This window comes from Saccharomonospora amisosensis (assembly GCF_011761185.1).
GTDB classification, from domain to species: domain Bacteria; phylum Actinomycetota; class Actinomycetes; order Mycobacteriales; family Pseudonocardiaceae; genus Saccharomonospora_A; species Saccharomonospora_A amisosensis.
In genome coordinates, this window is record NZ_JAAOYM010000001.1 from 1,098,975 (window position 1) to 1,112,729 (window position 13,755).

Genomic DNA, 13,755 nt, shown 5'->3' on the forward strand with positions numbered 1-13,755 from the left:
GCATTCCCTACGATGGAGGTGCTGCCCGGTGTCCTCCGGGCCCGCGACGACCACCGGACACAGCTAGTGAGGTCGACTCGATGCTTCTGAACCGCCTGCTCCGCGCGGGCGAGGGCAAGATGGTCAAGCGGCTACGCCGCATCGCCGACCACATCAACACCCTCGAGGACGACGTCAAGGACCTCTCCGACGCTGAACTCCAGGCCAAGACCGACGAGTTCCGCAAGCGCCACTCCGAAGGAGAGTCACTGGACGACCTGCTCCCGGAGGCGTTCGCCGTAGCGCGGGAGGCGGCCAAGCGTGTGCTCGGGCAGCGTCCCTTCGACGTACAGCTGATGGGCGCCGCCGCGCTCCACCTCGGCCAGGTCGCCGAGATGAAGACCGGTGAGGGCAAGACGCTCACCAGCGTGCTGGCGGTCTACCTCAACGCCATCTCCGGCAAGGGCGTCCACGTCGTCACCACCAACGACTACCTCGCCAAGCGCGACTCCGAGTGGATGGGCCGTATCCATCGGTTCCTCGGCCTGGAAGTGGGTGCGATCCTCTCCGAGCTGCCTCCCTCCGCGCGACGCGAGGCGTACCACGCGGATGTCACCTATGGCACCAACAACGAGTTCGGCTTCGACTATCTGCGCGACAACATGGCGTGGAGCCTCGACGACTGTGTGCAGCGCGGCCACAACTTCGCGATCGTCGACGAGGTTGACTCGATCCTCATCGACGAGGCACGCACCCCGCTGATCATTTCCGGGCCCGCCGACCAGTCGTCGCGCTGGTACACCGAGTTCGCGCGCATGGCGCCGCTGATGAAGAAGGACGTCCACTACGAGGTGGACGAGCGCAAGCGCGCCGTTGGTGTCACCGAGCAGGGTGTCGAGTTCGTCGAGGACCAGCTCGGGATCGACAACCTCTACGAGGCGGCCAACACCCCGCTGGTGGGTTTCCTGAACAACGCGTTGAAGGCCAAGGAGCTCTACCACCGCGACAAGGAGTACATCGTCCGCAACGGCGAGGTGCTCATCGTGGACGAGTTCACCGGCCGCATCCTGGCCGGTCGCCGGTTCAACGAAGGCATGCACCAGGCGATCGAGGCCAAGGAAGGCGTGGAGATCAAGGCGGAGAACCAGACCCTCGCCACGATCACCCTGCAGAACTATTTCCGGCTCTACGACAAGCTCGCGGGCATGACCGGTACCGCCGAAACCGAGGCGGCGGAGTTCCACCAGACTTACAAGCTCGGCGTGGTGCCGATCCCGACGAACAAGCCGATGGTCCGGGCCGACCAGGCCGACCTGATCTACAAGACGGAGCAGTCCAAGTTCGAGGCCGTAGCTGACGACATCGCCGAGAAGAACGAGCGTGGCCAGCCGGTACTCGTCGGCACCACCAGCGTCGAGAAGTCGGAGTACCTGTCCAAACTGCTCGTCAAGCGGGGCGTCCCGCACGAGGTGCTCAACGCCAAGCAGCACCACCGTGAGGCGCTGATCATCGCCAAGGCCGGTCGCAAGGGTGCGGTCACCGTCGCCACCAACATGGCAGGCCGCGGTACCGACATCGTGCTCGGCGGCAACCCCGACATCATCGCCGACGAGGTGCTGCGCGAGCGTGGTCTCGACCCGGTGGAGCACTCCGAGGAGTACGAGGCGGCCTGGGCGAAGGTGCTTGAGGAGGTCACCGCCGAATCGGAGGCCGAGGCCGAGGAGGTCATCGCCGCGGGCGGTCTCTACGTGCTCGGCACGGAACGCCACGAATCCCGGCGCATCGACAACCAGTTGCGTGGTCGTTCCGGCCGTCAGGGTGACCCAGGCGAGTCCCGCTTCTACCTCTCCCTCGGCGACGACCTGATGCGCCGATTCAACGCGGCGATGGTGGAACGAGTCATGACCACCATGCGGCTGCCCGACGACGTGCCGATCGAGCACAAGATCGTCAGCAGGGCGATCAAGAGCGCTCAGACGCAGGTCGAGCAGCAGAACATGGAGATCCGCAAGAACGTCCTGAAGTACGACGAGGTGCTCAACCAGCAGCGCAAGGTCATCTACGGCGAGCGCCGCAGGGTGCTCGAGGGTGAGGATCTGCGCGACCAGGTCGAGCACATGCTGCGCGACGTCGTCTCCGCCTACGTCGACGGCGCCACCGCCGAGGGCTACGCCGAGGACTGGGACCACGAGAAGCTGTGGACGGCGCTCAAGACGCTCTACCCGGTGGGTGTCAGCTGGGAGGAGATCGTCGAGGAGGACGACGACGTAGACGCCGACCGGCTGCGGGAGATCCTGCTCGACGACGCCGCGAAGGCCTATGCCAACCGTGAGGCCGAGATCGACGCGAAGGTCGGCGAGGGCGCGATGCGCGAACTCGAGCGGCGGGTCGTGCTGTCGGTGCTCGACCGTAAGTGGCGCGAGCACCTCTACGAGATGGACTACCTGAAGGAAGGCATCGGCCTGCGGGCGATGGCCCAGCGCGACCCACTCGTGGAGTACCAGCGCGAGGGCTTCGACATGTTCAACGCGATGCTGGAGTCGCTGAAGGAAGAAGCGGTCGGCTTCCTGTTCAACCTGCAGGTCGAGCAGGCCGAACCGACTCCGCAGCCGCAGCCGTCCCCGGCGGCGGTACCCGCTCCCGCGGGCGGGGACGGCCAGCGTGCCGCCGCCTCAGGCGGGCGGCATGCCCGGCAGGTGCCGCCGCAGCCACAGCCGGAGCCGGCCCCCGCCGCGCTGCGGGGCAAGGGCCTGGACGGTGGCGGCTCCGCGCCTCAGGCCCTGACCTTCTCCGGGCCGTCCGAGGGTGGTGGCGTGCAGTCCCGTGGCACCGGCGACGGCAGCGACGAGGAAGGCGGAGGGTCGGCCGCGGGTGGTACCAGGCGGGAACGCCGCGCAGCCGCCCGGCAGCAGGCGAAGAAGAACAAGAAGGGCGCCCGCCGCTAGCAGGTGTTCGGTGGCGGCCGCGGGTGCCGGTGGGCGCCCCGCGGCCGCGTCGCTACCGCCGCGGGTGGCCCTGCCGTCGCGTCAGCGGGTTCACCGCATCCGCCTGCGCGGGGCCAGCACGGTGAACGAGGTGCAGCGCCATCCCTGGTCACCGTGTTCGAACCGGGCCGCAACGGCGGACGCCCGGCCGTAGGCGTAGGCAGTCCCGCACACTTCCACGGTGCGCTCCGACGGGCGGCAGATGTGTATGTGTCGCAATCCGTAGCGTGTCGCGCTGGCGCGGGTGCGGACACGAAGCGCGTGGAACAGCGCGGGCGCCAGCCACCCCGCGAGCTGGGCCAGCGGCCGCCGTCCCGTGTGGACCTCGAGCAATGCGGCCAGTACCCCGTGAATCGCACGTCGGCCGAGTTCCGGCAGTGGCTCACCCTCCGCGTCTCGCTGCCGCGCCTCCTCCAGCAGCTCATCGATCGTCAGCTGCCCCTCCGGTACCGCAGGACCGGGCGCGGGGCCGCCCCGGTTGACCGGCTCGTACGGGGTGAGCGGAAGCAGTCCGCTTCTCGCCGAGTTCGTCCGCATTCGCAGTTCCCTCCAGACTTCTCAAGGACGGCCCCCCTGACCGCCCGTAGATAAAGAGCAAGAAGCGGCCCGTTTCGACTCAGAAAACGCCCGTACAGGTGAACCCGGTCGGTGTCGTTCGTAGGGTGAGGGCGTGCTGAAGGGGATCGTCGTCGACTACGCGGGTGTTCTCACCGACGCTGAGGCGTCCCGCCTGTTTGCCGCGCTGCACCTTGCCCGCGGCCATGGGATGCGCACCGCGCTGCTGTCCAACGCCGATGGCGGCGGGCTGGTGCGCGACCGGCTCGCACCGTGGTTCGACGCGATGGTGTTCTCCGGTGAGGTAGGGCTGGCCAAGCCCGATGTCGAGGTGTATCGGCTCGTCGCGCGACGGCTGGGCCTGACGCCGGGGGAATGCGCGTTCGTGGACGACTCGGCGGGCAACGTCGCCGGCGCGGTGGCCGCGGGTATGGCTGGTGTGCGGCACGTGTCGGTGGAACAGACGTTGACCGAGTTGGCCGTGCTCTTCACCGGTGTTGTGCCCGGAATCGCCTGACGCGCGGGAGCTGGTCGGCTACGCTCGTGTACCGGTTGGTGACCGTCAGCGGGGAGGGCTTGGATGGCCGACCGAGTGTCGAGTGGGGAGCGTAACGCTGCCTTGGACATCTTCGCGGGGAGTTCGAGCGCGGTCGCCGCGGTGCAGGGTGTCTTCGGGCCTGCGGGCGCGGCGGTTGGCGCGGCGAAGGTCGGTGCCGCGATGGCCGGTGCTACAGCGGGCGCTGCCTCCGGCTCTTGGGCCTTCGACCGGGAGCAGATCGACGCGGTGATCCGCCAGTGGGAAGACCTGAGAGACGACCTCGAGCAAGATCGGCAGTCGATCAACTCGATGATCAGGAATGCGGTTCCTCCGTCATCTGACGACCCGAGTGGTCAATTCGTGAAGTCGATTCTCGACGGGTTGCGTTCGTTGGACGAATCGAACAGTTCCATGGCCGAGTACGTGCAGGATTTCCTTGACAAGTTGTACAAGGCGAGGAACGTCATCAGTCAGACCGAAACGGACAACACAGATCCGTTTCGGTCGGCAACGTCCCCTTCGGATAAGTCACTATGAAGGACCAAACAGTGCTTCGTGCGGCACTCCTGCTGTCGACCATAGCAGCAATGATCGCCATCGCGGGATGTTCCGGAAAGGAGCCGGGTACGCCCACAAATCCCTCGGATGATGCGCAGCGGTTGCCCGTGTCGAGTTCCGGCCAGACAGAGAACGGTGACGTTCCGGCCGTTGCGGATGAGCTGGATATGTCGCCGTATCTGGCTCGACCGTGTGAACTCGTTCAGGCCGAGACGATGGAGTCTTTGGGCTATACAGCTCCGGGAAAGACGATGACCGCAGAAGACGACAGCATCTCGGAGTTGACCGGACCTTCGTGTGGATGGAATATGTCCGATACTGCCGCCTCGCTGACATTGACAGTGCAGACCGGTAACCGGGAGGCGGGCATGGGAGGACTACAGGGTATGTATGACGCCTACCAGAACGGGCAGTTCGAATACTGGGAACCCACAACGGTAGGTGACTACCCGGCGGCCTACAGCGGGCTTTCAGACAGACGTACTGAAGGCGACTGTGGGCTCGTAGTAGGTGTAGCGAATGACCTGGCCTTCTCTGTGGACGCCAATCTATACCGAGAATCGCCCCGGGAGGCGTGTCCGGCCGCCAAAAGGTTGGCGACCGCAGTGGTCAATACACTCAAGAGCGGTTCGTAGTGGAGGCGGTTGACACATGCCTGATGGATGGAGCGGCCGCGAGATTTACGAAAACTTTCAAGGCGCGAAAGGGACTGACCGATTGCAGGCCATCGCCGAGGCGATGGTCAAGCTGCGAAATACCTACGGGCAACGGGCAGCGTCGATCGCGCGTATCAAGTCGGAGATGGAGTCGGCTTGGACCGGGGAGGGTGGCGAAAGCGCGCGGGACGGCGCGAGCCCACTGATGCCCGCACTGCTCGGCTCGGCCGTCAGTATGGACGCCACTGCTCAGTCGCTGCAGCACCAAAGCACCGACTGGCACAACGCCGCCAACTCGGTGGAGCCGGTGCCTCCGATGCCGGAGAAGCCGAGTCCGTGGACCAGTGGGCTCAAGGCTGCCATCCCGATCGTCGGTCCTGGCATCGTTGCCGACGAGCAGGAGGCATACCAGGCGGGAGCTGAGGCACACAACCGGGCCGCGCAGCACAACGTGCAGGTCTTTTCCACCTACGCGACCCAGACCACCACAAACTCAGAGGTTCCACGAAACTACGAGGTGCTGCAGCCGAGCAATGCCGAGATCTCGATCTCCAGCACCGGGCCGAGCTCCGTTTCCGGTGACCTGAACGCCGGCGCGGACTTCACCCGTGGAACCACTGGGCAGGCCACGGTCAGTCCTGGCGGCACGATGTCTGGTTCGGTCGCGGGATCGGTGCCCTCGGCCGGTCCCCTCACGCCCGCCGCTGGTTCCGGCGGCGGGCCGGCGCACTCGGTCAACCCGACGGGTACGGCGGCGACCACCGCGCCGTATCCGGTCGGGACGTCCGGAACCGAGCGCACCAGGCAGGAGAGGGCGAAGCAGGCGTTCGGGGCGTTGCCCGGCACCGGCAGGTCGGGCGGAAACCGCGGCGCGGGCGACTCCGGCGGAACTCGTGGTGGAGGCGCTGGGGAGCGCGCGGGCAGCCGCCTCTACGGTCCGGGCGGCCGTGGCGCCGGCGCCGAAGGGGCGGGCGGTCGCGCGCCGGGCGAGGTCGCTCGGGGTGGCGCGCGGGCAACGGGAGCCGGCTTGCCCGGCACGGCGGCCGCCACAGCCGAAGCTGCCGCCGCCAGGAGCGCCGCCCCGGCCAGAGGCGCGGGAATGGCGCCCGTGGGCGCCGGCGCGGGCCGCGGTAAGGGCGGTGAGGACGAAGAGCACCAGCGTCCCGCGTTTCTGCAGGAGAACGACCCGGACGAGACCTTCATCGGCGACCTCGGCAAGACGGCACCGCCGGTGATCGGGGAGTGAGGTCCGGCAGAGTCGACCTGCCACTGTCGGCTCTGGCGGGCGTCGTCGAACGGGAAGGTGTGGGGTCGCTGCACCTCGCACTTCAGCCGGAGCCGATGTGGTTACCACAGGATGAGCGCGGCGATGCCGAGTCGCGTGTGGACAAGTACCTCGCCGACGCTGGGCTCGTCGACGGCCGGGGCCGGGTGGACGCCGACTTCCTGGACTGGTTGCCGCTGCTCACCCATGCCTCGGTGGAGTACTACGGTTGGCTCAACCACGGCGACACCACGTGGAGCGTTCTCGCGGCATCGCGGGGCCTGCAGGGGCTGCTCGCGGTGCGGAGGGACGAGCGGGTGAGCCTCGCTCCGGTCAGCAGGCACGAACTGCCGCAGGCAGCGGTGGGGCAACTGCCCGACCTCGTTCCCGGCGGCGGTACCCACTGGTCGGTACGGGTCTGCGAGCTGCGGGAGGCTGGTGAACGCGGACCGAACGAAAGGGCACTGCCCAACGAGATTCGCGAGATCGTCAAGGTGCTGCGGCGGCCGGTCGCCGGTGGCGGCGAACTGTACGTGGCCGAGCGGGACGACGTCGGTCGCTATCGGAGGCTGGCCGACCCACTGCACTATGTGGACACCGACTGGGGCAGATACCTCAACTACACCAGCGGTTGCGGCGCCGATAGCGTGGTGCACATGGCGCCGGGCGACCCGGGCGCCATGGTTTCGGCGCTGGAAGTGCTTCGCGCCTGCCTGCGCTAATCCCGCTGCCGACGCCGCACCAGTTCGAAACACAGCACGGCCGCGGCGGCGGAGACGTTCAGCGACTCCACCTCGCCCGGCATCGGGATCGTCACCCAACCGGCCACCTGGGAGGCGACCTCGTCGCTGACGCCCGCGCTTTCGCCACCGAGCACGAACGCCACCCGCGCGGGCAGTTCGACCTCGAACAGCGAGCGCGCACCCGATGCGCCGAGTGCGTAAACCGTGTACCCGGACTCGGTGAGTTGCTCGACCGCATCCCCCGCGGTGCGGCAGCGCAGCACCGGTGCGCGAAAGGCCACCCCAGCGGAGGCCTTCACCACAAGCGGGTCCAGCGCGGCGACACCTCGCCGGGGTACGACGATGCCCGCCAGACCCGCCGCCGTGGCGGTGCGCAGGATCATCCCGACGTTGGCCTGCGTCGTGATGCCGTCGAGTACCAGTACCGGCGAAGGCGGGGGACGATCTGCCAGCGCGGCAGCCAGCGGGCGCATCCGGGGGGCGACGACGTCGGCCACCACACCCTGGTCCTGCTTGCCGTTGCCCGCGAGCACCTTGACTCGGTGCGCGCTGGCCCGGCGCACCTCGACGCCCGCCGACCTCGCGGCTCGCTCGATCTCGGTAACAGCCGGTCCCCGCGCGATGTCGGCCAGTATCACCTTGTTGACTTCCAGCGTGGGGTCGGTGAGTGCCTCCAGCACGGGTTTACGCCCGTACACGGTCAGGAAGCGGTCCTTGGGGGACACCGCCTGCTCACTCACAGGTGGCAGTCTCGCACAGCCTCCGAACCGGGTGCGCCGCGAGGAGGTCGCATCCGGTGCTGGGCGAGAGCGGGTCGGCCGGATTTCTGTCAGGATCGCGTCATGGCCGATCGTCTCTCCGCGCTGGACGCCTCGTTCCTGTATGTGGAGACCCCCACCACGCCGATGCATGTCGGAAGCGTGGCGATCTTCGAGCGGCCGCGGTCGGGGTTCGGCTACCGGCAACTCCTCGCGCTCATCGAGCACAGGCTCGGTTACCTTCCGCGCTACCGGCAGCGGGTGCTGCAGGTGCCCGGCCACCTCGCAAGACCGGTGTGGGTCGACGACGTCGACTTCGACCTCAACTACCACGTCCGCCGCTCCGCGCTGCCTGAGCCGGGTGACACCAGGCAGTTGTTCGAGCTGGTGGCAAGGCTCATGGCCCGGCCGCTGGACCGCGAGCGCCCGTTGTGGGAGACCTATTTCGTGGAGGGTCTGGCGGCGGGCAGGGTCGCGCTCGTGACCAAAGCCCACCAGTCGATGATCGACGGGGTCGGCACTGTCGACCTCGGCCAACTCATCCTCGACAGCACGCCGACACGGCGGGAGGCAGGCGACGACCTCACCTGGACGGCTCGCCGCCCACCCAACCGCACGCAACTCGTGCTCGACGCGATCGAGGAGACCGCGCGGCGGCCGGGCGAGCTGGTGGACAACGCTCGCTCCGCCGTTCGAGACCTGGCCAGCGCTGCCGAGAAGACGCTCACCGCTGTCGGAGGAGTCGCCACGATGCTGCGTTCGGTGCTGCGGCCACCGCCGTCGGGGCCGCTCAACGCACACGTCAGTGGCGGCAGGGTGTTCGCGGGAGTGCGGACCGGCCTCGACGACTACCGGGCCGTGCGTGCCAGGCATGGCTGTGCCGTGAACGACATCATTTTCGCCGTGCTCACCGGTGCGCTGCGGGAGTGGCTCGCCTCACGCGGCGACCTGCTCAGTTCGGAGGCGACGGTGCGGGCGCTGGTGCCGCTGGCCGTGCTCGACCCTGACACGGCCGAGTTCTCGCCTGCCGGGCTGGTGAACAACCGGGTGGAGCCGTGCCTGATCGACCTTCCGGTCGGTGAGCCGAACCCGGTGTTGCGGTTGCAGCACATCGCACACGCCATGGCCGAGCAGTTGGATTCCGAACGCTCGGTGGCCGCGCGGGCGATGCTCAAGGTGGGTGGGTTCGCGCCCGCGACCATGCAGGCGCTCGCGGCTCGCGCGGCGAGCCCGTTCTCCGGACGGCTCTTCAACGTGCTCGTCACCAACTCGCCGGGCCCGCAGCAGCCGCTGTTCGCGGGCCCGGCGAGAATGAGCGAGATCTATCCGGTCGTGCCGCTCGCGCGAGACCAGGCGCTCGCGGTCGGTGTCACCTCCTATCACGGCAGTGTCTACTTCGGATTAAACGGGGACAGGAAGGCGCTGTCCGACGTGGACGTCCTCGCGGGGATGATTACCGAATCGCTAGAGGAACTGAAAGGGACTGACTGGTGAGGGTCTACCTGCCTGCCACGATCAACATGCTCCGGCAGTTGGTCAACGAGGGTGAGTTCATGCCGCTGAGCGGGACGGCGTTCGCGCTCACGCCCGCGTTGCGGGAGTCCTACACCAGTGGCTCAACGGAGGAGTTGGAATACGTCGCGCTGATGGACGCCGCTCGGGCCTCACTGCGCCTGCTCGCCGCCGCGCAGGAGGGCGGCGGGGACGTGAAGGAGCCGCCGAGGCGAGTCGTGGTGTCGGCCGACGTGGCGGACCCGACGCTTCGGCCGGACCTCGACCACGCCGTCGTGCGACTGTCCGGCCCGGTACGGCTGGACCAGGTCGCCGCCGTGCATGTCGACGCGGAGGAGGCGGAACCCGCGGTGATGGCAGCGGCGGCCGTGGTGGACGCCGCCGACCTCGGTGACGAAGACGCGGAGTTCACGCTCGGCGATGTCGAGGACCACGAACTCGCCTGGTACGCGCCCGGAGAACTGCCGTTCCTCCTCGAGCTCATGTAACCATGAGGGCAGCCCGCTCACGAGGCGGACAGACCGGGAGGCGAGAAACCATGGACGCTGTGACAACGGTCCCCACACCGGTGAACGAACCGGTTCGCTCGTACGCGCCGGGCACACCCGAGCGCGAGTCGCTGCGGCGCAGACTGGCCGAGCTGGAGGGCGACAAGCACGAGCTGACCCAGACCATCGCAGGGCGACGTAGGCAGGCGGGCGGTGAGCCGTTCGATGTCGTGCAGCCGCACGACCACGGTCATGTGCTCGGCGTGAGTGCGCAGGCGACACCGCAGGACGTGGCTGACGCGGTGGCCGCGGCCAAGGCCTCGGCCCGCGAATGGAGCGAGCTGCCCTTCGACGAGCGTGCGGCGGTATTCCTGCGTGCCGCCGACCTGATCGCGGGACCCTATCGCGACACCCTCAACGCGGCCACGATGCTTGGCCAGTCGAAGTCCGTACAGCAGGCCGAGATCGACGCCGCCTGCGAGCTGATCGACTTCCTGCGGTTCAACGTGGCCTACGCGCGCCGAATCCTGGCCGAACAGCCGAATTCGGCGCCCGGCGCCTGGAATCGCATGGACTACCGGCCACTGGACGGTTTCGTCGTGGCGATCACTCCGTTCAACTTCACCGCGATCGCCGGCAACCTGCCGAGCTCACCCGCCCTCATGGGCAACACGGTGGTGTGGAAACCGACGCCGTCACAGCAACTCGCCGCCCACTACACCATGCAGGCCTTCGAGGAGGCCGGACTGCCGCCAGGCGTGATCAACATGGTTACCGGCGACGGGCAGGCGGTGAGCCAGGTCGCGTTGCGCGATCCAGGGTTCGCCGGGCTGCACTTCACCGGGTCCACCGCCACGTTCAAGTTGTTGTGGCGCACCATCGCCGACCATCTCGACACCTACGGCAGCTACCCCCGCATCGTCGGCGAGACCGGCGGCAAGGACTTCGTCGTCGCACACCCCTCGGCGAACCCGGACAAGCTCGTGACCGCGCTGGTACGTGGCGCGTTCGAGTACCAGGGGCAGAAGTGCTCCGCCGTTTCCCGTGCCTACCTGCCGCGTTCGCTGTGGGAGGACGGGCTGCGGGAACGGCTGGCCGACCTGACGCGCGGTGTGACCTACGGCGACATCACCGACTTCTCGCTGTTCGGTGGCGCCGTCATCAACGCGCGCGCGTTCGCCAAGCACCGCGAGCTGCTGGCGTCGGTCGATGCCGATCCGGCGGTGGATGTCCTGGTAGGCGGCGGCTGCGACGACCGGGTCGGCTACTTCGTCGAGCCGACGGTGCTGGTGTCGCAGGACCCGGCGCACACGCTGTTCTCCACGGAGTACTTCGGACCCATCATGGCGGTACACGTCTACCCGGACGCGGACTACGAGCGAATCCTGGACGTGGTGGACACCAGCGCCCCGTATGCGTTGACCGGTGCGGTGTTCGCCGACGATCGGGCGGCCGTCCAGCAGGCGCACCGCGCGCTTCGACGCACGGCGGGCAACTTCTACGTCAACGACAAACCGACCGGTTCCGTCGTGGGTCAGCAGCCGTTCGGCGGTTCGCGGGCGTCGGGCACCAATGACAAGGCGGGCTCGATGTTCAACCTGCTGCGCTGGGTGAGCCCGCGCTCGATCAAGGAGACCTTCGACGCTCCGACCGACATTTCCTATCCGCATATGGGGTGACCCCGAAAACGGGAATGCCCCCGGGTGAGGCGCGACTGCGGCTCACCCGGGGGCAGTTCACCTCGGATGATCAGAACGACGGCATCTCGCCGATCTGGTCGGCGGGCGGCGCCTCGACGTTCACCGGCGCGCCCCAGTCGGTGTACTTCATGACCATGGAGCCACCCTGTCCGGGAGCACCCATGCTCTCGGCGATCTTGCCCATGTCCATGGACACCTGCACGGGGAGGTTGTCACCGTTGAGCCACAGCTCCATCGGAAGCTTGCCCACCTTGTCGGCCAGCTGCTTCGCCTGCTCCTTCGAGATGCCCGAGCTTTCGGCCATGTCGTCGGAGATCTTGGCGTAGTCCAGCTCGATCCAGTAGTGGGTGGCGTCCTGGCCGTCGAGCGTGGTCTCCTCGCTCTTGGTGATCTCACCCGCCTGCTGGACGTACTCCAGCGTCTTGCGCGGGTCACTCTGCTCGGCCATCTGGTCGAACGTGCCACCGAGTTGCTGCGAGAGCGGGTCGGTGCCGTCGGCCGAGATCTTGATCCAGGTCTTGCCATCCATCTGCGATGCCAGCTCGTCGGGCATCTTCATGTACATGGCCTTGTCGACGAGCCGGATCTCGAAGCTCTGTCCCTGCATCTCCATGGACATCGACATCTTGGAGTCGGCACCCGCGTAGAGCGCTTCGCCGTTGGCGGTCATCTGCTGACCGGCCATGTCCATTTCCATGGTGAACTTCGAAGACTGGCTCTCGTTGGTGCGTTCCGTGGCCGCCTGGACCAGATCCTGGGTACTGGTGAACAGACCACCCCCGGAGTCCCCGCCGGTACCGACGGCGGTGCCACCTTCGGTCCCGCCACCGCAGGCGCTGAGCGCGAGAACGAGAGCGAAACCGCTCGCCGCCAGGGCTGACTTACGCATGGAGTCCCCTTGAATGCTTGGTTTGATACGTCCGATCGCACAGATCGGACGGATAACTCTCGCACAGGGTTCCATAGCGGTACTCACGACATGTGCGAAAGGCGTGAAGTATCGCGAACCGTCATGACTCTGCTCCGCTACGTGACGCCAGAAGTCTTCGCAACGAAGCCAGCCTGCCCGGCCGTGCCCTTCCGGACGCGACCACGTCGTCCAGCGCGCAGTCCGGGTCCTCGGTGGGACCGAGGTGACCACACCCGGGCGGGCATTCCTCCGCGGCCTCGGCGAACTCGCCGAAGGCGCGCACGATGTCGTCGCCGGTGACGTGGGCGAGGCCGAAGGAGCGGATGCCGGGCGTGTCGATCACCCAGCCGCCGCCGGGCAGCGGTAGCGCTACGGCCGCCACGGACGTGTGTCTGCCCTTTCCCACGGCGCTCACCTCGCCCGTCGCCAGGTCCGCTTCCGGGACCATGCGGTTGACCAGCGTGGATTTACCGACCCCGGAGTGCCCGACGAGGGCGGAGACCCGGCCGTGCAGCACGTCGAGCAACTCGGTGGGCTCCTGGTCGTGGCGGGTGACGACCGCGGGGACGTCGAGATCGGCGTAGGAGGCCAGCAACTCGTCCGGCTCGGCGAGGTCGGCCTTGGTCAGGCACAGCACCGGCTCGAGCCCGCCCGTGTAGCAGGCGACGAGGCAGCGGTCGATGAATCCCGTCCTCGGCGGTGGATCGGCCAGCGAGGTGACGATCAGCAACTGCTCCGCGTTGGCGACAACGACCCGTTCGTAGGGATCGGTGTCGTCCGCTGTGCGACGCAGCACGCTGTCGCGTGGCTCGACACCCACGATCCTGGCCAGGGTGTCCTGCCTGCCGCTGACGTCGCCGACCAGCCGAACCCGATCTCCGACGACCACGGGAGTGCGCCCCAGTTCTCGCGCCCGCATAGCGGTGACCAACCGAGCGGGATCGGACTCGACCGCGCACCGCCAGCGTCCCCTGTCCACCGACGTCACCATCGCGGACACGGCGTGGGCGTGGGTGGGGCGGCGCTTGCTGCGTGGCCGGGTTCCCTTGCCTGGGCGGACCCGGACGTCGCTCTCGTCGAGCCTGCTCCAGTCACTGCGGGCCAAACGCT

At 67.7% G+C, this 13,755-nt stretch carries 13 protein-coding genes; 9 read left to right on the plus strand and 4 right to left on the minus strand.

Annotated elements, in window-relative coordinates:
* Positions 1–80 precede the first annotated feature (80 nt).
* Positions 81–2,924: a preprotein translocase subunit SecA gene (secA, locus tag FHU38_RS05440; RefSeq protein ID WP_167167120.1), complete on the plus strand. Its 2,844-nt coding sequence runs from the start codon at positions 81–83 to the stop codon at positions 2,922–2,924.
* A gap of 90 nt (positions 2,925–3,014) precedes the next feature.
* Here the strand turns inward: secA and FHU38_RS05445 are convergent, their stop codons facing one another.
* The gene (locus FHU38_RS05445) at positions 3,015–3,500 is read right to left on the minus strand and encodes an Rv3235 family protein (protein WP_167167123.1); all 486 of its coding nucleotides are present in this window, start codon (positions 3,498–3,500) and stop codon (positions 3,015–3,017) included.
* Positions 3,501–3,633: 133 nt separating this feature from the next.
* Between FHU38_RS05445 and FHU38_RS05450 the strand changes: the two genes are divergently transcribed.
* The 5 genes from FHU38_RS05450 (at position 3,634) to FHU38_RS05470 (ending at position 7,256) form a co-directional block, all read left to right on the plus strand.
* Positions 3,634–4,035 (plus strand): HAD family hydrolase, encoded by a 402-nt coding sequence (locus FHU38_RS05450; RefSeq protein ID WP_167167126.1) that lies wholly within the window; start codon positions 3,634–3,636, stop codon positions 4,033–4,035.
* A 63-nt stretch (positions 4,036–4,098) separates the two neighbouring features.
* Positions 4,099–4,593 carry a hypothetical protein gene (locus FHU38_RS05455; protein WP_167167129.1) on the plus strand — a complete coding sequence of 165 codons (495 nt, stop codon included), beginning with the start codon at positions 4,099–4,101 and terminating at the stop codon, positions 4,591–4,593.
* A 50-nt stretch (positions 4,594–4,643) separates the two neighbouring features.
* Entirely contained in the window at positions 4,644–5,249 is a 606-nt protein-coding gene (locus FHU38_RS05460; RefSeq protein ID WP_167167132.1) for a DUF3558 domain-containing protein, read from the plus strand.
* An 82-nt stretch (positions 5,250–5,331) separates the two neighbouring features.
* Complete coding sequence (locus tag FHU38_RS05465) at positions 5,332–6,516, plus strand: hypothetical protein (protein WP_243852200.1); 1,185 nt, start codon at positions 5,332–5,334, stop codon at positions 6,514–6,516.
* Complete coding sequence (locus tag FHU38_RS05470) at positions 6,513–7,256, plus strand: ESX secretion-associated protein EspG (protein ID WP_167167137.1); 744 nt, start codon at positions 6,513–6,515, stop codon at positions 7,254–7,256. Before FHU38_RS05465 ends, FHU38_RS05470 begins: the two co-directional genes overlap by 4 nt.
* On the opposite strand, the gene FHU38_RS05475 is transcribed toward FHU38_RS05470, so the two are convergent.
* A complete protein-coding gene (locus tag FHU38_RS05475) occupies positions 7,253–8,017 on the minus strand; it encodes a TrmH family RNA methyltransferase (protein ID WP_167167140.1) in 765 nt (254 codons plus the stop codon). The genes FHU38_RS05470 and FHU38_RS05475 overlap by 4 nt on opposite strands.
* Positions 8,018–8,119: 102 nt before the next feature.
* Here FHU38_RS05475 and FHU38_RS05480 point away from each other — a divergent pair, with 102 nt between their 5' ends.
* The 3 genes from FHU38_RS05480 to pruA are packed head-to-tail and all read left to right on the plus strand — an operon-like array spanning position 8,120 to position 11,714.
* Entirely contained in the window at positions 8,120–9,529 is a 1,410-nt protein-coding gene (locus FHU38_RS05480; protein ID WP_167167143.1) for a WS/DGAT/MGAT family O-acyltransferase, read from the plus strand.
* A complete protein-coding gene (locus tag FHU38_RS05485; protein ID WP_167167146.1) occupies positions 9,526–10,035 on the plus strand; it encodes a DUF6912 family protein in 510 nt (169 codons plus the stop codon). Before FHU38_RS05480 ends, FHU38_RS05485 begins: the two co-directional genes overlap by 4 nt.
* 50 nt (positions 10,036–10,085) lie before the next feature.
* Entirely contained in the window at positions 10,086–11,714 is a 1,629-nt protein-coding gene (gene pruA / locus FHU38_RS05490; protein ID WP_167167149.1) for an L-glutamate gamma-semialdehyde dehydrogenase, read from the plus strand.
* Between the two features lie 70 nt (positions 11,715–11,784).
* On the opposite strand, the gene FHU38_RS05495 is transcribed toward pruA, so the two are convergent.
* Complete coding sequence (locus FHU38_RS05495) at positions 11,785–12,624, minus strand: hypothetical protein (protein ID WP_167167152.1); 840 nt, start codon at positions 12,622–12,624, stop codon at positions 11,785–11,787.
* A gap of 121 nt (positions 12,625–12,745) precedes the next feature.
* Positions 12,746–13,750, minus strand: a complete 1,005-nt coding sequence (gene rsgA / locus FHU38_RS05500; RefSeq protein WP_167167155.1) for a ribosome small subunit-dependent GTPase A — start codon at positions 13,748–13,750, stop codon at positions 12,746–12,748.
* Between the last annotated feature and the right edge of the window lie 5 nt (positions 13,751–13,755).

What these genes read in the sequence shown, in the direction of transcription:
- FHU38_RS05460 (WP_167167132.1), top strand. Translation starts at nt 4,644, where the DNA reads ATGATCGCCATCGCGGGATGTTCCGGAAAGGAGCCGGGTACGCCCACA.
- FHU38_RS05480 (WP_167167143.1), top strand. Translation starts at nt 8,120, where the DNA reads ATGGCCGATCGTCTCTCCGCGCTGGACGCCTCGTTCCTGTATGTGGAG.
- secA (WP_167167120.1), top strand. Translation starts at nt 81, where the DNA reads ATGCTTCTGAACCGCCTGCTCCGCGCGGGCGAGGGCAAGATGGTCAAG.
- FHU38_RS05445 (WP_167167123.1), bottom strand. Translation starts at nt 3,500, where the DNA reads ATGCGGACGAACTCGGCGAGAAGCGGACTGCTTCCGCTCACCCCGTAC.
- FHU38_RS05455 (WP_167167129.1), top strand. Translation starts at nt 4,099, where the DNA reads ATGGCCGACCGAGTGTCGAGTGGGGAGCGTAACGCTGCCTTGGACATC.
- pruA (WP_167167149.1), top strand. Translation starts at nt 10,086, where the DNA reads ATGGACGCTGTGACAACGGTCCCCACACCGGTGAACGAACCGGTTCGC.
- FHU38_RS05495 (WP_167167152.1), bottom strand. Translation starts at nt 12,624, where the DNA reads ATGCGTAAGTCAGCCCTGGCGGCGAGCGGTTTCGCTCTCGTTCTCGCG.